At 42.0% G+C, this 17018-nt stretch carries 16 protein-coding genes and 1 pseudogene; 4 read left to right on the top strand and 13 right to left on the bottom strand.

Features of this window, described 5'->3' with window-relative positions; genetic code table 11:
* Window positions 1–11: 11 nt before the first annotated feature.
* From HMPREF9957_RS12235 to HMPREF9957_RS03695, 12 genes and pseudogenes are all read right to left on the bottom strand, one after another.
* A pseudogene (locus HMPREF9957_RS12235) lies at window positions 12–918 on the bottom strand (IS30 family transposase).
* Window positions 919–1060: 142 nt separating this feature from the next.
* Window positions 1061–1672 (bottom strand): 30S ribosomal protein S4, encoded by a 612-nt coding sequence (gene rpsD / locus HMPREF9957_RS03745; protein ID WP_000092756.1) that lies wholly within the window; start codon window positions 1670–1672, stop codon window positions 1061–1063.
* A gap of 194 nt (window positions 1673–1866) precedes the next feature.
* The gene (locus HMPREF9957_RS03740) at window positions 1867–2919 is read right to left on the bottom strand and encodes a sensor histidine kinase (RefSeq protein ID WP_000769781.1); all 1053 of its coding nucleotides are present in this window, start codon (window positions 2917–2919) and stop codon (window positions 1867–1869) included.
* On the bottom strand, window positions 2919–3614 hold the full coding sequence (locus HMPREF9957_RS03735; RefSeq protein WP_000520651.1) for a response regulator transcription factor: 696 nt from the start codon (window positions 3612–3614) through the stop codon (window positions 2919–2921). The genes HMPREF9957_RS03740 and HMPREF9957_RS03735 overlap by 1 nt, the downstream gene beginning before the upstream one ends.
* A gap of 123 nt (window positions 3615–3737) precedes the next feature.
* Window positions 3738–6002, bottom strand: a complete 2265-nt coding sequence (locus HMPREF9957_RS03730) for an SSURE domain-containing protein (RefSeq protein WP_000671400.1) — start codon at window positions 6000–6002, stop codon at window positions 3738–3740.
* 115 nt (window positions 6003–6117) lie between these two features.
* Complete coding sequence (locus tag HMPREF9957_RS03725) at window positions 6118–7134, bottom strand: glycosyltransferase family 2 protein (RefSeq protein WP_000771882.1); 1017 nt, start codon at window positions 7132–7134, stop codon at window positions 6118–6120.
* Between the two features lie 155 nt (window positions 7135–7289).
* On the bottom strand, window positions 7290–7955 hold the full coding sequence (locus HMPREF9957_RS03720; RefSeq protein WP_001283907.1) for a potassium channel family protein: 666 nt from the start codon (window positions 7953–7955) through the stop codon (window positions 7290–7292).
* A gap of 13 nt (window positions 7956–7968) precedes the next feature.
* Window positions 7969–9348: a TrkH family potassium uptake protein gene (locus tag HMPREF9957_RS03715; protein WP_000897712.1), complete on the bottom strand. Its 1380-nt coding sequence runs from the start codon at window positions 9346–9348 to the stop codon at window positions 7969–7971.
* A 33-nt stretch (window positions 9349–9381) separates the two neighbouring features.
* Window positions 9382–10146, bottom strand: a complete 765-nt coding sequence (locus HMPREF9957_RS03710) for a nucleoside phosphorylase (RefSeq protein ID WP_000614980.1) — start codon at window positions 10144–10146, stop codon at window positions 9382–9384.
* A 291-nt stretch (window positions 10147–10437) separates the two neighbouring features.
* On the bottom strand, window positions 10438–11061 hold the full coding sequence (locus tag HMPREF9957_RS03705; protein ID WP_000361921.1) for a TetR/AcrR family transcriptional regulator: 624 nt from the start codon (window positions 11059–11061) through the stop codon (window positions 10438–10440).
* A 39-nt stretch (window positions 11062–11100) separates the two neighbouring features.
* Window positions 11101–12183, bottom strand: coding sequence for an ABC transporter permease (locus tag HMPREF9957_RS03700; RefSeq protein ID WP_001259054.1), 1083 nt, complete (start codon window positions 12181–12183; stop codon window positions 11101–11103).
* A 1-nt stretch (window position 12184) separates the two neighbouring features.
* Complete coding sequence (locus HMPREF9957_RS03695; RefSeq protein WP_000734674.1) at window positions 12185–12901, bottom strand: ABC transporter ATP-binding protein; 717 nt, start codon at window positions 12899–12901, stop codon at window positions 12185–12187.
* Window positions 12902–13321: 420 nt separating this feature from the next.
* On the opposite strand from HMPREF9957_RS03695, the gene HMPREF9957_RS03690 reads away from it, so the two are divergent.
* Together HMPREF9957_RS03690 and HMPREF9957_RS03685 are read left to right on the top strand one after the other, a co-directional pair.
* A complete protein-coding gene (locus tag HMPREF9957_RS03690; protein ID WP_001215751.1) occupies window positions 13322–13519 on the top strand; it encodes a hypothetical protein in 198 nt (65 codons plus the stop codon).
* Window positions 13516–13749, top strand: a complete 234-nt coding sequence (locus tag HMPREF9957_RS03685) for a hypothetical protein (protein ID WP_000578912.1) — start codon at window positions 13516–13518, stop codon at window positions 13747–13749. Before HMPREF9957_RS03690 ends, HMPREF9957_RS03685 begins: the two co-directional genes overlap by 4 nt.
* 249 nt (window positions 13750–13998) lie before the next feature.
* On the opposite strand, the gene HMPREF9957_RS03680 is transcribed toward HMPREF9957_RS03685, so the two are convergent.
* Window positions 13999–15231 carry a carbohydrate-binding domain-containing protein gene (locus tag HMPREF9957_RS03680; protein ID WP_000837414.1) on the bottom strand — a complete coding sequence of 411 codons (1233 nt, stop codon included), beginning with the start codon at window positions 15229–15231 and terminating at the stop codon, window positions 13999–14001.
* Window positions 15232–15458: 227 nt separating this feature from the next.
* On the opposite strand from HMPREF9957_RS03680, the gene HMPREF9957_RS03675 reads away from it, so the two are divergent.
* Both HMPREF9957_RS03675 and HMPREF9957_RS03670 read left to right on the top strand, forming a co-directional pair.
* Window positions 15459–16235: a polyphosphate polymerase domain-containing protein gene (locus HMPREF9957_RS03675; protein WP_000802442.1), complete on the top strand. Its 777-nt coding sequence runs from the start codon at window positions 15459–15461 to the stop codon at window positions 16233–16235.
* Complete coding sequence (locus HMPREF9957_RS03670) at window positions 16228–16911, top strand: DUF4956 domain-containing protein (RefSeq protein ID WP_000067207.1); 684 nt, start codon at window positions 16228–16230, stop codon at window positions 16909–16911. Before HMPREF9957_RS03675 ends, HMPREF9957_RS03670 begins: the two co-directional genes overlap by 8 nt.
* The last annotated feature ends 107 nt before the right edge of the window (window positions 16912–17018 follow it).

Below are 17018 nucleotides of genomic sequence, written 5' to 3'. Positions count from 1 at the left end.
TCAAGTTCAAGTTAGCCATGAAGAATAAATTCTCTAGGTGACTTGTAGTTCAAGCATTTTTTAGGATAGTTATTAATCCAATTTTCGATGAATGCGACTTCTTTGGGAGTCGTTTTCTTAGTTCCTTTAGGTAACCATCTACGAATGAGCCTGTTGTGATTCTCATTAGTTCCTCTTTCCCAAGAGGCATAGGGGTGTGCATAATAGATGTACTCCTCAGAAAATACATCAGACAAGCGGTTAAATTCTGTACCATTATCTGCTGTGATGGAAAGAATTTGATGTTGTTTTAAAGCCCGATTGACCGACTCAGCGCTTTTATTTGGAATCAATCGGATAATCGCCTACAGTTAAGACCAGTAAACAATAGTTTTTCGCTCTTGTAAGCAGAACCGTATCAATCTCATAATACCCATTCTCCAAGCGAAGATTGATAGCTTCAGGACGCTGTTCGATGGATTGACCAGCAGGTTTAAAGTTGATGCTAGCCTGTTTCTTAACCGCTTTTCCTTTTCTAGGATAAAGCAGATCCTGTTTTGACAATCCTAATTTTCTATGATGGATCCAGTAGTAGATGGTAGAAATTCCCACGTTAACGCCCTTAGCCTTGACCATCATTTCAGACGAAAACTTTTGGTTATGATAGTGGAGAATCTTTTCCTTCATCTCCTTGTTCAATCTTGATTTCTTGACCGAGCGCTTGCGATTATTTTCATAAGACTGTTGAGCATAGTCGGCAGAATAAACCACTTTGAAGCGCCCTTTTCCAAGACATTGTCGGACTGTCCCACTCTTGATTTCAGTATGGATGGTTTGAGGATCTTTTCCAAGTAGAGAAGCAATTTCTCTATTTGATTTTCCTTCTTTTTTCCATCGTTCGATTAAGGCTATCAAATGAAATCGAGGACTAGCTATCAGCTAGTTGAACCATCTAATTTTTAGGAAAGCTAGGTGGCTAACTTCATTATAGAACTTTCAAAAAAACAAAAAAAGCACTAAGGGAAAACGCCCCAAAGTGCTTAATATCAAGGCTCCAAAGCCTATCTTATTCAATAAAATATTACAACATTTTGTTGTAGAATTCAACGACAAGTGCTTCGTTGATTTCTGGGTTGATTTCGTCGCGCTCTGGCAAGCGAGTCAATGAACCTTCCAATTTTTCAGCGTCGAATGATACGAATGCTGGACGTCCAAGAGTAGCTTCTACTGCTTCAAGGATAGCTGGAACTTTCAATGATTTTTCACGAACTGAGATTACTTGACCTGGAGTTACGCGGTATGATGGGATATCAACGCGTTTTCCGTCAACAAGGATGTGACCGTGGTTTACGAATTGACGAGCTTGACGACGAGTAGTCGCAAGACCAAGACGGTAAACAACGTTATCCAAACGACGTTCCAAAAGAAGCATGAAATTGAAACCTAGGATTCCGCCTTTGATTTTTGTAGCTTGTACGAACAAGTTACGGAATTGTTTTTCACCTACACCGTAAGTGAAACGAAGTTTTTGTTTTTCAGCCAATTGCAAACCGTATTCTGACAATTTAGAACGGTTGTTTGGTCCGTGTTGTCCTGGTACGTAGTTACGACGTGCCAATTCTTTACCTGTACCTGTAAGTGAAAGGCCAAGGCGACGAGCTTGTTTCCAAGATGGTCCTGTATAACGTGACATGTGAATGTCCTCCTGATATAAATAATATTTCGGTGGAAATAGTCACTTAGAAAGCCCTGATTCGTGCAGATGCCCTTCGCCTAAACAGCCAAGGTTACTTATCATAAGACACCTGTTGACGAGCTTCATGCTTTCCTGCTGATATTTCGCACAAAATCCATTCTACCATGAATAGCTAGATTTGTAAAGGGGGTTTAAGCTTTATTTTCATTACCAGAGAGATTGAGAGCAAGGGTAAAGGTGCTTCCGAGGCCGTACTGGCTGGTAACTGTGATTTCCCCACCCAATTGATGGGCCAATTCACGCGCAATCGCAAGTCCTAAGCCATGACCACCTGTTTTCATGTTACGCGAAGTTTCTACACGATAAAGGCGTTTAAAAATATTTTCCAAATCCTCTGGTGCAATGCCCTGCCCCTCATCGGTCACACTGATTGAAAGCTGGTTATTTTCCAGCTTAGCCACCACTTCCAGCTTGGTTCCTGGAGCTGAGTATTTAAAAGCGTTATTGACCAGATTCACCAAGATACGAGACAGTTTGGCATAATCTCCCTCAATCCGGGCAGACTCTGGGATTACCTGCAAATGGACATCTCGCTCCTCCTGCTCAATCAAGAACTGAAATTCACTCATGCACTCAATCAAGAGCTGGTCCAGAAAAATGCTGTCTTTGCTGGTCGTTTCGACCTGATTTCTAGCTGTGTTTAGGGTCAAAAAATTCAACTCCTCAACCAGTTTATTGAGTCTTTCCGTCTGACGCCCAATGGTTGCTAGATAATGGTCCTGTTCTCCTTCCTTGATAACCCCATCCAAAATCCCTTCTACCGTCGCTTGGATCGAAGTGATGGGGGTCTTGATATCATGCGAAAGTTGAGCAATCATCAAGCCCTTTTCTCGTTCGCTTTCTTCCAAGGAATCAAAGGTGGCCTGCAAATCATGGGACATTTCATTGAAAGCTTGGCCTAATTGCTGAAATTCTACAGGGCCTTGAACCTCCAGATTTGAAGGAAAGTCCTTGTCCGCTACACGCTTGGCATGTTCCTTAAGTTTGCCCAATGAAGTAAAGACCGGCGATAGGAGAAAGAGACTGATCCCAGCACCGATAAAACTAGCCACGAGAGTCATACCCACTAGGAAATAAATTTCTCTTTCTTCAATTAGCATTCGCTGGATGGCCCAAAAAACCACGATAATCGTTAGGAGTGTTGAAATGACATACCCCACTAAAATATAACTTTTTAATTTCATTAACTACCTCGTGCTTTCTCAATTTTGTAGCCCAAGCCCCAGACGGTTTTGATGGTGGGTGTTTCTGAACTAGCATGTTTAGCCAACTCCTGTCGAAGAGCATGAATATGAACATTCAAGGTATTGGTGTCATCCACATAGTCTTCTTGCCAGACCTTTTCATAGAGGTCTGTCTTAGAGAAAACCCGCTCTGGATTGCTGGCTAAAAGCCATAGAAGTTCGAAGGATTTGACGGTCAAATCAAGCGCCACATCTCCGACTTGGACCTCATGGCTACCGTGATTCATCCGTAAATCCCCTAGACTGACGACTTCTGTCTCACCTCCACGATGAAGGCGACGCAAGATATTGTGGACACGCAAAACCAGCTCACGAGGGCTAAAGGGCTTGGCAATAAAGTCATCTGCCCCTAAGCTCAGGCCGTAAATCTTATCCTGCTCGCTAGTCTTAGCCGTGATAAAGAGAAAAGGCTGATCTGGAGATTGATACTGAACCTCACTAATCAAATCATAACCATCCATCCGAGGCATCATGATATCTGTAATAATCAAATCAATCGGTTTTCGCTTGAAGATTTCCAAGGCCTCTACTCCATCATGAGCCACCAAAACCTGATAACCTGCCTGAACCAGATAGCGTTGATGAATATCTGTGATTTCTACCTCGTCGTCAACGAGTAAAATTGTCTTTCCCATCTGTCTCTCCTTTGAAAAAAACAGTGCTATACCACAATAGTATAACACTATTTTAATCTCTTTACGAACATTCTAAACGATATCTAGATTTTTCATATCCTAGATAGAAAGTCTGTAGCTAGACTAGTCATTTTCTTCTTTTTTAGCTTTCAAACCGAGGCCACCTAACAGTCCTGCTAAGACTAATCCAAAGAATCCAATAGTAGCCATTGATGTTTGGGCTTCACCAGTATATGGAAGCATGTCTTTTTGGTCTTTCATTTGATTATCCATCATTGGACTTGACACCTTGTTATTAGATGCCATCTTGCCTTCATCAGACATTTTGCTTGAGGTTGCTGGAGCTTGATCTTGTTTCATGCTTGGTGTTGCCATTGACTGGCTAGCATTCATGGTTTTGTCTTGCTCTTTGTTAGGCATCATCTTATCCTGACTAGCAGCTGGCATTTTAAATTTCATCTCATCCTGATTGGCACTTGGCATTTGAGCGTTCATCTTAGACGCATCTTGATGACTATTCATCATTGGAGCCGGCATAGCTGAACCATTAGAAGATGGGACGAAACCTGATTGCATCGGAGTAAGAGACTGATGTCCATTCAAGTTTACTGTCAAATCCTTAGTCGCTACAAGATTGCTCAAGTCTGCCTTGCCATCTTTAGCACCGTACACTTTAATAGTAGCTTTATAACTTTGAGTACCATTTTGTTTTAAGAGGTCAAGCAAATCTTTGTCTGATTTACCTTGAGTTCCTGCCAAGTCTACTTCATAGAAGTAGAGGCCTTTGCCTAATTTCTCTACTGGTGGGAGAGCGGGATTTTTAGCTGAACCATTGTCTGACCATGGAGCCTTGTCGGATGCTTTCAAGATAAGACGAGTCAACATACCGTCACCAGCGAAGAATTCATATGGAATGACTTGGTTGACACCAGCTGTGAATGGACCTGGGAAATTAGCTTTATCCAAGTAAGTTGCTGGAACGTCCACTGTGTCTTTAGTATTGTCAGCCACGCCTTTTTGTACTTCGGCTGGGGTAGTTAAGCCGTTCAAGTTGACATCCAAATCCTTAGTCGCTACGAGATTAGTCAAATCGGCCTTGCCGTCTTTGGCACCGTACACCTTGATAGTAGCTTTATAGCTTTGTGTACCATTTTGTTTCAAGAGGTCAAGAAGCTCTTTATCTGATTTACCTTGAGTACCGGCCAAATCCACTTCGTAGAAGTAGAGGCCTTTGCCCAATTTCTCTACTGGTGGAAGAGCGGGATTTTTAGCTGAACCGTTGTCTGACCATGGAGCCTTGTCTGAGGCCTTCAAGATAAGGCGTGTCAACATGCCATCGCCAGCGAAGAATTCATATGGGATAACTTGGTTAACACCGGCTGTGAATGGACCTGGGAAGTTGGCCTTATCCAAGTAAGTGGCTGGGACGTCTACTGTATCTTTGGTGTTGTCGGCTACGCCTTTTTGCACTTCAGCTGGAGTGGTCAAACCATTCAAGTTTACTGTCAAATCCTTAGTCGCTACAAGATTGTTCAAGTCTGCCTTGCCATCTTTGGCACCGTACACTTTGATAGTTGCTTTATAGCTTTGAGTACCGTTTTGTTTCAAGAGGTCTAGAAGCTCTTTATCAGATTTACCCTGAGTACCTGCCAAGTCTACTTCGTAGAAGTAAAGGCCTTTGCCCAATTTTTCTACTGGTGGAAGAGCGGGATTTTTAGCTGAACCATTGTCTGACCATGGGGCTTTGTCTGATGCTTTCAAGATAAGGCGTGTTAACATACCGTCACCAGCAAAGAATTCGTATGGAATAACTTGGTTGACGCCGGCTGTGAACGGTCCAGGGAAATTAGCTTTGTCTAGGTAAGTGGCTGGAACATCTACTGTGTCTTTGGTATTGTCAGCCACACCTTTTTGGACTTCGGCTGGGGTGGTTGCTGGTTGAGCTTCATTTGCTTCACGGTCTTGTCCAGAAACTGTAGGCGCAGGATTTGTCGCAGGTTTAACCGCATCCTCTGTTTCTTTCTTAGATTCTGGTTTTGCTTGCACTTCTTCTTTTGGCGCTACCACTTGGTCTTTATCAGCTACATTCACTTTTTCTGGAGAGCTTGTAGCATCCAAGCTTGCTTTAGGTGTTGAGTCTGCCTTCTCTGAAGGAAGAGCTGTATCGACTGCTTCTTTGAGAAGTTCTACTGGTAAGTCACTCTTTTCACTCACCGAAGTAGCATCTGGCACAACTTGAGCAGGGGTCGGATTGACCACATCGGCACGTACAGAACTTGGCTGACCAACTAGGACAAAGAAGCCACTGGCTACAACAACTGAGGCAACACCGACACTAAGACGGCGAATAGACCAACGAGTATATCTTTGATTTGGATTGAATTTCATAGGATTCTCCTTAGAGTTTTTCTTTATTTGATGACTCTAGTATAATCTCCTAAAATTAAAAAGGATTAAGAAAAAGTTAAAATTTTTCTTAAATCCCTCTTATAAAATACTTATATTAATTAAATCCATAAACAGACTTGGTGATTTGATAAACGACATTGGAAAGTTTGCGAGCTGGCAAGACTGAATGTTTGGTCAAACGGCTCAACATGGTTTTACGAATGGCCTGAAAGACCTCTGGATTTTTCTGCTGAATATAAGTCCACAGCTCACGTTTTTTTGCAAGATGCTCTGCTGTTCCAGCTCGGTTGAGTAGGGCACTGGAAATCACCGTCGTGATTTCAATGTGATTCAGCAGATATTCTCGCATTTTAGGGTGGCTTACTTTAGATAAATCAAGCTGGTCTACTAAAAGACGATTAACCTTGAGTTGCTGGTCAATGCGCTTAATCATCACTTGCTCATTGACAGACTGGTCCTCACGCCCAATCAAATAACGATAGAAATCGACAGGCAAATAGTACATGGTCTTAACCTGCTGAAGGGGGGTAAAGACAAAGAGATTATCGACATAAAAAGTATGCTCAGGCAATTGGAACTGGCTCGCTCGCAACAAATCTGTCCGGTAAATCAGCGAGTGCATCATGATATACTGGCCTTTGGAGAAATTTCCGACCTGGTCCCAGCCAAAAATCTGCTGGACAGGCAAGACTGACTCGTAACTCATACTCTTCTTGCGAGACTGACCTTCCTTTTCATAGACAAAATTGGTCACAAAGGCATCTATCTCTTGACCCTCGCTCTCTAGTTCCTGCAAGGTTTCAAGAATTTTCAAGTAGGCACGAGGATCCACCCAGTCATCACTATCAACTACTTTAAAATAGCGTCCAGAAGCCTCTGCTAAGCCGCGATTGACAGCACCCCCATGGCCTTTGTTTTCCTGATAAATGGCTCTGACAATGTTAGGATACTTGCTGGCTAAACGCTCAGCGATTTCCTGAGTCTGGTCCTGAGACCCATCATTGATAATCAAAATCTCAACTTGCTCACCACCAATCACTAGCGACTCCACACAGTAATGAAGATAGGCTGCGGCATTATAGCTAGGGATGGCGATAGACAATAACTTCATAATCTACTCCTTTAGGGGACTGATTTTTTCTTACTCTCTTGTCACTTCTTTCTATTCTACCATAAAGTCCAGCTTTTGAAAGACTTTTACTAGAATACAAGGGTTGCTATCTCTATTTGCTATTTTGGACATCAAAAAAGAGGGGATCCCCCTCCTTACGAATTTAATTCTGCCAAGTCATCTAGATACTGGTTGTTAATGACCGCCAAGATATAGGCATCTGCTTTCAAGAGGTCATTAGGACCAAACTGGACATCCAGTGGTGAATTTTCTTGTTCACGAAATCCTAGGACATTGAGGTTATATTTGCCACGTAAATCCAGCTGGCTCAGGCTTTGATCTGCCCAAACACTCGGAATTCTCATCTCCACGATAGACACATTTTTGTCCAGCTGAAAGACATCAACATTGTTATGAAAGAGAATGGTCTGCGCTAGAGACTGCCCCATTTCATACTCAGGTGAAATCACCGAGTCAGCACCGATTTTTTCTAGCACCTTCTTGGCTGTCTGGCTTTTGACCTTGGCAATAACCCTTGGTACACCTAGACTCTTACAATGCATAACTGCAAGTACACTCGACTCCAGATTTTCCCCTGTTGCCACTACAACCGTATCACAGGTATCAATTCCTGCAGTTCTGAGGAGTTCCTCATCTGTGATATCACCAACTACTCCACGCGCCAAAACTGGCTCAAATTGATTGATGTGCTCTGCGTGGTCATCAATGGCAATGATATTCATATCTTGCTTGGCGAGGGCCGTCAGGACACTACTCCCGAAAATCCCCAAGCCTAAAATTCCAATCGTACGATCTGACATCGTTCTTCCTTTCTTATCCAATACTAATATCTGCTTTCATATACTGAATCAAATCTTTCTTATCAGGCTGGTAATCCGCTAGACTAACCAGCAAGGTTAAGGGACCGATACGGCCGATAAACATGAGCACCATGACAATGCTGAGAGCTAGCTTGCCCAATTCTGGCGTCAGATTTGCCGTTACCCCAACTGTCGCAAGAGCTGAAATGGTCTCAAACATGAGGTAAATAAATCGCGGTGTTCCTTCTGCCGTAATTCCCAACAACATCAAGCCCAACAAGAAGGTCATCAAAAAGATAATGAAGACACTAAAGGATTTTTGGACTGTTCGAGTCTCAATAGTTCTCTGCGCAACATTGGCATGAGGTAAACCCAGCAATTCACTACGCGCAAAGACCAATAAGACAAAGAAAGTCGTAATCTTAAGCCCCCCAGCCGTTCCTCCAGGCGCCCCTCCGAGAAACATCTGTAGGATATAGATAAACAAGGTCACAGGCCGAGCTTGGGTATAGTCAATAGAAGCAAAGCCGGCCGTTCTCATGCTGACGGTTTGGAAAAAGCTGACTAGCACTTTCTCTGGAACACTGAGATTACCAATCGTTCCTGGATTGTGCCACTCCGTAAAGAGTGTAGATACTGTCCCAAATAGCAAAATCCCTGCAGTCAAGAAAAGAACTAGTTTGGTGTGGAAACGCAGACGGCGTTTTTTCTTCTTGTCAAACTGGGTTGCCAAGTCAAACCAAACCATAAAGCCGAGACCACCCGTGATAATCAAGCCAGCAATGACCAGATTGATCAAGGGATCCGTCTGAAAAGCCACTAAACTGCTACTGCCGAAATTATCAAAACCAGCATTACAAAAGGCTGAAATGGCTAAAAAGATAGAGGTACAAATGCCTCGTCCCCAGCCAAACTCAGGAATAAAACGAAAACTTAGTAGGAAGGCACCCAAGCCCTCCACCAGAAAAGTTGTCAAAAAGATGGACCGCATAAAGGCCTTCAGCGACCGAGTCTCCCCGTAACTAAAACTCTCCTGAATGGTTTCACGACTGCGAAGACTAAGCTTTTGCTTCCCCTGAATATAAAAGACCCCGATAAAGGTCATGAGCCCCAAGCCACCAATCTGTATCAAGAGCATACAAATCAACTGACCCCAAACATTATAGGTAGTAGCTACTGGTTGCGTAAAAAGGCCGGTTACACAGACCATAGAAACCGTCGTAAAGAGATGGTCAAAGTAAGTAGCCTGCGAACCACTTGCCTGAACAAAAGGCAAACTCAAAAGGAGAGAACCTATAAGAATAACTCCAGCGAAACTTAAAAAGATGCGACGAGCTGGCGAAAGTCCACCCAAGGCTCTTTCAATTTTTTTCACAAATAATTTGAATAACATACATCCATTGTACCATAAAAAGTAGGAGAGTAGCTATATCTGAAAGGCTATCTCAAGGCAGAGTTCCAAGGCCTTCTCGAAAGCTTCTGAACCCCAGTCACGACTATCGTACTGGTCCAAGTCTGCTAAGGAATCAGCTGTGAACAACAATTCTCCCCAGAGAACCCCACGCAGTTGGGCTACTGCCGCAAGCGCAGAACACTCCATCTCCACAACAGCACAGCCTTCTTCCTTACGATAAGCCACCTTTTCAGCCGTTTCTCGGTAAAAACCATCTGTCGTCCAGGTCATGACTTCTTCATAAGGAATCCCTCTGACTTCCAAAACTCGCTCAATGGCAGCAATAGCCTCTGGCTGAATTTCCATATAACGACAAGGTGCCACATAGTGATAACTAGCTCCTTCATCTCGCAGAGCGCGAACAGGGACTAGAAAGGTATTTTCTTCTATATCAGCTAGCACACCACAGGTACCGGTGGAAATAATCTGCTCCACACCATAGCCAATCAACCAATCCATAAACTGGGCTGCTGGAGCGGAGCCAACAGGTGCCTGAGCCAGACAGATCTCCTTGCCCTTGTAGTTCACGACATAGACTGGATAGGTCTTGGTGGCAGAAACGAATTCGCCGACACAGTCCGCTCCTACTTCCCTCGCATAGCGGTCAATCTCCTCACCTAAAAAAGCATAGACACACTTCTTGGGCAAGTGCAAATCCAGCCCCTCATGATCAGGCATGATAACCGCCTGAGGATTATCATCAAACTCTAAAATAGGAATCGCATGTTTCTGAATCATAACCCACCTCCTCTAATTTTGTACTATTGTATCAAAAGCTGACCGAGTGTCAAGGAATTCTCTTTAGCAAGCCAGAAATCTCCTCTTCCATACACTTGAGAAATCGTTGCACCGCTGGAGAAGTCGGTTTCTGTTTTGGCAAAGCGATTGAGGACTTATGAAGAATACAAAATCCAACAACAAAAAAGACATGAATCTGAAAAAAAGACATGAATCTGAAATAAGCAGAACATGTCTTTTTTAGCTTGTTTGAAAGTCAAGTAAATAAATCTTAGCTCTTCTAGAACTCCCTTATTTCCACAAACCACCTAAAATCTGTTTTTCTAATAAGTCTAGGTCCTCTTCCTTTATTTCTCCGTTGTCGCTAACGATATAAAGTTGAGCGAAGTAAGCCAACAATGGACCAACACAAATACGAACCATTTGAGGAATCGTTAACTCTGGATTTACACGTGGATCTGCTAGCAATTCTTTATGAAGCACTCGAAGTTTATCTTGAATAGCATTCCAGATAAAAATCTGTTCATTTTTTAGTTTCTTATTTGAAAAACTCTCCTGCAGAATGATTTTCATCAAAGCACGATTTTTTTTGAGATAGCTCATACGATCGTGGACAAGATAACGAACCCTCTCTTCTGTCGTTTCAAAAGCTAAGAGTTCCTCAACAAAACTACCGAAAATGCCTGGGACTACAGGATGTAAAATAGCCGTCAGTAGATCATCCTTCGTCTTAAAATACTTAAACAAAGTTGCCTGGCTTAGTCCAGCACGCTCAGCTATGTGAAGAGTTGAGGTCCCATGGTAACTCCTAGTTGATATGAGATCCACTGCTGCCTGCATGATTTTTTTCTTTCCGTGAGGGTAATTCGCTTCTTCTAAGTAATCTTCAAACGATTCAAAAACAGTCTTATCCATCTAATCTTCACACCTTTTTAGCATTATTTATGTTGATTTCTAAACTTTACGATAACGACGCAATCCAACAATATTGAGAATTGTTAAAATGATCAAGAAAATCATTAAAACACCAAGATTTGGCAAAATATCACCAAGATTGTGTCCGTAAAGAATAATCTGGCTTATTGCATCACCAGAATAGGTTAATGGCAAAAATTTCCCCACAGTTGGAGCCCATGCTCCCATGGATGACAATGGAATAATCCCTGAGAAAAAGAGTTGAGGCATAATCACGAGAGGAATAAATTGCATCATTTGGAATTCTGATTTTGCTAGAGTAGACAAGAGAATTCCAAAAGCTAGTGCTACAAGAGCCAGTACCACATTAACTATTATAACATTTAAAATATTTCCTACAACTTCTACATCTAGTAGCCAAATTGCTGCTAAGACGACAACTGCCGTTTGAAAAATCGCAATAATACCGTAAGACAACATATAGCCATAGACAATTTCAGAACGTTTCACTGGGGTTGCTAACAAGCGATCCAAGGTTCCACTTGTGCGCTCTTTCAAAAGTGCCATACCAGAAATCAAAAAGACAAAGAAGAAGACCACAAAGCCAATTAAAATTGGAATCATACGTGCAAAGAATCCAGTATTTTTATCTCCATATTGGTAAGATTCTTTGATTTCAGGCGCCTTTGCATCTAATTTCAATTGTGGAAGAGCTTGTTTGATACGAGATAGTAACTGATCGGTGCCTTCACTGGCGATACTTGTTCGTAACACTTGTCGTATCATAGATGTCTTGGAGGCATCTGTATTTGCGTAGTCGACCTGATACTCACCGTCTTTATAAGAAATCACAGCATCGACTTTTTCATTTGCTAGCGCTTCTTTGGCCTGATCTAAGTCTTGATAAGTCTCGATGTCCACATGATCAAGCTCATCCATTTTCGTTATCAAACCAGTTGGTAGATCTTGTGTCGCTAACTTGACATTCACGGTTGTACTAGCTGAAAACATGAGGTTCATCAGCCACATAATAAATACCGGCGCTACAAACATCATAGCCAAGGTTCGTTTGTCACGAAGCAATTCTTTGATAACTTTTTTAGCAATAGCAATGGTTCTCATCTTACTCTCCTTCTGCTTTCAAAAATACTTCTTCAATACTTGAAACTTGATAACTTTCTTTTAAGTGTTGCGGTGTATCAAAAGCAATGATTTTTCCACCTAATAATAAGCCGACCTTATCCGTTAACTCTGCTTCATCCATAACATGGGTAGTAACTAATATCCCAACCCCATTGTCTCTAAGCGCGAATAATTCTTTCCAGATTTTCTTCCGAAGAGAAGGGTCGATTCCAACTGTCGGTTCGTCCAAAATCAAGAGCTGAGGATTCCCCAGAAGCGCGATGGCTAAAGACAAGCGTCGCTTCATTCCTCCAGAATAACCGGATACCGTTTTATTCAAATGCTCTGTCAGATCCACAACTTGAGCCACATGGGCAATTTCAGCTGTCAGATCTCTTTTGGATAGCCCTTTTAGCTGACCAAAAAATTCCAGATTTTCTTGACCTGACAAAGCCTCATATAAGGCATCTGACTGGGCCATATAACCAATATCTCCTAAAATATGACGATTGGGCATAGTATGATCCAATACCAAAGCAACCCCTCCGTCAGCTTTTTCCATCCCTAACATAGTCTTAATCATAGTCGATTTACCAGCACCAGACGGACCTATTAAGCCTATAATTTCTCCCGGCTGCAATTCAAAGCTGACATGATTCAAAACCATTTGACGACAAAAAGACTTATCCAAATCTTGTAAATGTAGCAATTTTTTCATATGCTTCCTCCTAGGTGAGTGTTTACTCACTTACTGAATATAGACCTATTATAGTGAGTGTTTACTCACTTGTCAAGAAAAAAGTTGAAATTCTTTAAAAAATAAAGCACCAGATTCGTATCTGATGTTTATAATGCACATGTCTTATTTCTAAAAATGTTTTTGAACTTCCTCTCTATACTCCGAAATGGTCTTTTCTGTCCACTTTTTAAAGGCCTATTTTCCCTCTACTTTTCTCGGCTAATCCAACCATCGTCATTGCTATCGCAACTCTAATGACCTTGGTAATGGGAATTCATTTTACTCATTTTTATATGAAACAGACTAAGAAATTTTCAAGACCTAATTGAAACCAAATTAGCCCTTGGAAGTCAAAAAATCCTCGAACTCTACGCTGACCGTCTAGCAGAATCATACCAAATGCGGCATGGCATTTCTAAGAATTCGGTTAAGGGACGTAACCTACAAGCTGCTTACGTGGATGGATTTACTTTGAGAGATTTCTTCGCCTTCAACCAAGGACTAAATAAAATGGGTGACCAAGCACTTCCTTTTAAAATTCACCCTGAACATTTTGTATTTGCTGGAGTTCACGGTGGACAGGAAGTGAGGAGTTGATTGGAGAGTACGGTCAACCAACTTATCAAAAAATCTTTATCAGTCTAGATACTGAAAAAACAGGCGTTCCGTATGCCGATACAAAAATTTCTATGGCAGGTGATACTGCTACTCTCATGTCCGATACAAGCCTTGATATCAAGATGTATGGTATGCATCAGTTCAAGATGAAAAAAGGTGGACTCCGCATCAAATTAGGCGTCTTTTCCCCAGAAGCAACCCCAAGCTAGATGGAGCTCGGTCACCAAGAACACCTAGCAGTTGAATTTTTCAATTCCCTCACAATCGCCTACCAAAACAAAACATTTAAGGGAAAACTACTCAATACCTTCTTAAAATTCAAGAAATTTAAGTAAACAAAAACGGATGACTGAACAATTTAGCCTTTGAAAGCTACGATTATAAAATCCCTCGTAACATATCAATTTATCACCCATATAAAAAGATAGCCATTCTAATTGAATGCTATCCTTTTTTGTTTATCCTTGTCCACCAGGGGCTGGACCTCCAGGACCTCCATTCAGACCTCCGCCTCCAGGCATAGAATTGACAATATCTATTTGTTTTTCGCCGTTGATGTAGATATCCCCACCTGTGTAAGTTGCTGTTCCATCAAAGTCAAAGCCTGATTGTCCTATCAATTTAATGGTTCCACCGGTAACCATGATATTCCCGTTTGAGTCAATTGGATCTGTGTCCCCTTGACCGACTTCAACAGTTAGATTGCCACCTGTCATGGTAAAGTAAATATCACTTTGCTGGGCATTTTTATTAGCTGCATTCACACCATCATCTGTCGAGTAGACATTGATATCACCACCATTGATCGTAATGGATTTCCCTTCAATTCCTTCAGTCGCATTCTTGACTGTGTAAGTACCACTATCAATCACTAGATTTCCAGAAGCGTGAATGCTGTCCTCGCCTGCTGTGACTGTTATGGTATTGTTCGCCAAATACATATTTCCGACAGTCATATCGTCATCATTGTCAACTTTGACACCATCTTCCTTAGCATCGATAGTCATGGTCGCACCAGTGACATTAAGTTCATCATTGACATTAAAGGCATCGCCAACTGATGTGACGTTAAAGGTTCCACCTGTGATGTGGAGGGTGTCGTTAGCCTTGATAGCATTGCTTTTCTTGCCATCTACATTGAGAATCCCTGAGCCATTGATGGTCAAATCAACCTTAGAAAAGAGAGAGGCATTTGCCTTTTCATCACTGTTAGAGCTTGAGTCAGAGAGACTGTTGGTGGTTCCCTCTGCTAGAGTGAGGTAGACATGACCTGCGCTTGTAGCCGAAATAGCCGCATCTGTATTGGTCATGGTCACGCCTTTTAGGACAAGTTTCACATCATCAGACTTATCAGCTACGATTTTAATTTGCACTCCGTCAGACTGACCAGAGATGACATAGGTACCTGCTTTTGAGATGGTCACCGTTGAGCCAGAAACTGTCACACCGTCTCCAGAGACCTTCGCAGACGAGCCAGATAACTCAATCTTAGAAGCAGTGCTTTCATCATAAGAAGTGTCGTAGTCCTTTTCTGTAAAGTAAGAAGATTGACTGTTTTTAGCTGAAGTTGTGATAGCAGTGGTATCTGCCGCTGCAGTTGTACTTGACTTGGTCGTTGACTGCCCACAAGCTGTCATCAAGGTCAAAGCTGTTAAACTGGTTAAGATTAGAGTCCATTTTTTTGATTTCATACCTTTTCCTCGCCTTCCTTTAGCTTGACCTTAGTTTACGGGAGGAGTCTGAAAAAATCTGAACTTTTTCTGAAAGTTTTCTTAAGTTCAGTTTCAGTTAAGTTATCTTTAACAAAAGTTTTAGGAAAATTCCATAGACTAATTACTAGCAAGTTCAACTTGCCCAGACACACCCATCTGCTAATAAGATAGAGTGCTGAAACAGTTTGATAAAGGAGACAGGATTTATGAAACCAATTGAAACAAGCTTTAAACGAATTGAAACTAAATATGTCGTTGCCAAGACTGACTTGGCCGATTTAATAGAAGACTTAAAAACATACCTCGTCGAGGATGATTATCCAACTTCTACCATTTCTAATATCTACTTTGATACAGAGCAATTTGATATGATTCAGGATGATAGCCAAGGTACTAAGCGCAAAGAAAAGATTCGGATGCGAACCTATCTCAGTCAAGTCCAGCCCGATAGTCAGGTATTTTTAGAAATCAAATCCAAGGACAGGACTGGTGTCGGGCGAAAATATCGTCTCTTGTCAACTCCCCAGTCTATCACCCAGTTTATGACCAAAGGACAGCTGGATAGCAGCATCAAGGACCAAATGATGATTGAAAAAATCCAGCAACTCCAAGAGGAATATCAACAAGCCATCATCCCTCGTATGTATATCTACTACGACCGCTTTTCTCTCAAGGAAAAGAAAGAGATTAGCGGTTTTCCCTACAATAAAATTCGTGTCACCATTGACCAAAATCTAACCTATCGTGATGAGAATGTCAGTTTATTTTCAGGAAAGGACGGTTTCCCTCTACTAAACGAGGACATTGTCATCATGGAAATTAAAGCTCCAGGTAGAAAACCCCAATGGCTACAAGATATTCTCGACCAATATGGACTGGTAGAGCAGAAATTTTCAAAATACAGCTGCGCCTACCACAAGTCTCAAGGGCTGGACTATAGCCCACGACCAAGCACAGAAAGTGTAGGTACTACTTATGTCTAATCTTTTCAACTCTATTTTCAACGACACAACTGCTACTGCCAATCCTATCCAGCTCTTTCTAGCTCTCTTAGTCAGCCTAATCTTAGGTTTGGCACTGACCTGGGCCTACAAACAACGTACTCTCTATACACGGGAATTTGCTGTTAGTTTGACCCTACTCCCCTGCTTGATGACCTTGGTCATCTTTCTGGTAAATGGCAGCCTAGGAACCTCTATCGCCGTTGCAGGAACCTTTAGCCTCATTCGTTTCCATTCAGCTACCAGTGGCTCACGGGAGCTAATTGCTATCTTTCTTGCCATGATTATCGGGCTGGCGGCAGGGACAGGCTACCTAGCCTTAGCTGTTCTCTTCACCGTCTTTATCTTAGCGGTATGGCTTCTTTTGGAAAAACAACAAAGCAAGAGTAACCACCAACGTCGCAGACTATTAACCATCACAATTGCCAACCAAGAAAAGAAATTCCAAACTATCCAATCTGGACTATCACAATTCTGTACTGAGTTAGACCTCATCTCCATTGATACCAGCAATGACGGAGCACAGGTCACCACTGTCTATGAAGTGGATTTCAAGGCTCAAACCGATGATTTCCAAATCATCCATTACCTCACTAAAGAACAGGATACTTACCAGGTTTCCCTGACCAAGAATGCCAAGAAGAGAAAGAATTTGTAATTTTCAAATCAAATAGCAAACTAAGAGTCTCTTGAGTGCCGCCATTCTTTACCAATCAAAAAACTCCGTAGTCTCTAGCGCCATAGATCAGGCTAGAGATTACAGAG

The organism is Streptococcus mitis SK1080 (assembly GCF_000220085.1).
Classification (GTDB): Bacteria; Bacillota; Bacilli; order Lactobacillales; family Streptococcaceae; genus Streptococcus; species Streptococcus mitis_K.
Note: the sequence above shows the minus strand (reverse complement) of the source record. Positions and strands in the feature narration are given on the sequence as shown.

Excerpts from the sequence above, each read along its gene's own strand:
- rpsD (WP_000092756.1), bottom strand. The coding sequence starts at position 1,672 with ATGTCACGTTATACAGGACCATCTTGGAAACAAGCTCGTCGCCTTGGC.
- HMPREF9957_RS03740 (WP_000769781.1), bottom strand. The coding sequence starts at position 2,919 with ATGAAATTAAAAAGTTATATTTTAGTGGGGTATGTCATTTCAACACTC.
- HMPREF9957_RS03735 (WP_000520651.1), bottom strand. The coding sequence starts at position 3,614 with ATGGGAAAGACAATTTTACTCGTTGACGACGAGGTAGAAATCACAGAT.
- HMPREF9957_RS03730 (WP_000671400.1), bottom strand. The coding sequence starts at position 6,002 with ATGAAATTCAATCCAAATCAAAGATATACTCGTTGGTCTATTCGCCGT.
- HMPREF9957_RS03725 (WP_000771882.1), bottom strand. The coding sequence starts at position 7,134 with ATGAAGTTATTGTCTATCGCCATCCCTAGCTATAATGCCGCAGCCTAT.
- HMPREF9957_RS03720 (WP_001283907.1), bottom strand. The coding sequence starts at position 7,955 with ATGTCAGATCGTACGATTGGAATTTTAGGCTTGGGGATTTTCGGGAGT.
- HMPREF9957_RS03715 (WP_000897712.1), bottom strand. The coding sequence starts at position 9,348 with ATGTTATTCAAATTATTTGTGAAAAAAATTGAAAGAGCCTTGGGTGGA.
- HMPREF9957_RS03710 (WP_000614980.1), bottom strand. The coding sequence starts at position 10,146 with ATGATTCAGAAACATGCGATTCCTATTTTAGAGTTTGATGATAATCCT.
- HMPREF9957_RS03705 (WP_000361921.1), bottom strand. The coding sequence starts at position 11,061 with ATGGATAAGACTGTTTTTGAATCGTTTGAAGATTACTTAGAAGAAGCG.
- HMPREF9957_RS03700 (WP_001259054.1), bottom strand. The coding sequence starts at position 12,183 with ATGAGAACCATTGCTATTGCTAAAAAAGTTATCAAAGAATTGCTTCGT.
- HMPREF9957_RS03695 (WP_000734674.1), bottom strand. The coding sequence starts at position 12,901 with ATGAAAAAATTGCTACATTTACAAGATTTGGATAAGTCTTTTTGTCGT.
- HMPREF9957_RS03690 (WP_001215751.1), top strand. The coding sequence starts at position 13,322 with ATGCGGCATGGCATTTCTAAGAATTCGGTTAAGGGACGTAACCTACAA.
- HMPREF9957_RS03680 (WP_000837414.1), bottom strand. The coding sequence starts at position 15,231 with ATGAAATCAAAAAAATGGACTCTAATCTTAACCAGTTTAACAGCTTTG.
- HMPREF9957_RS03675 (WP_000802442.1), top strand. The coding sequence starts at position 15,459 with ATGAAACCAATTGAAACAAGCTTTAAACGAATTGAAACTAAATATGTC.
- HMPREF9957_RS03670 (WP_000067207.1), top strand. The coding sequence starts at position 16,228 with ATGTCTAATCTTTTCAACTCTATTTTCAACGACACAACTGCTACTGCC.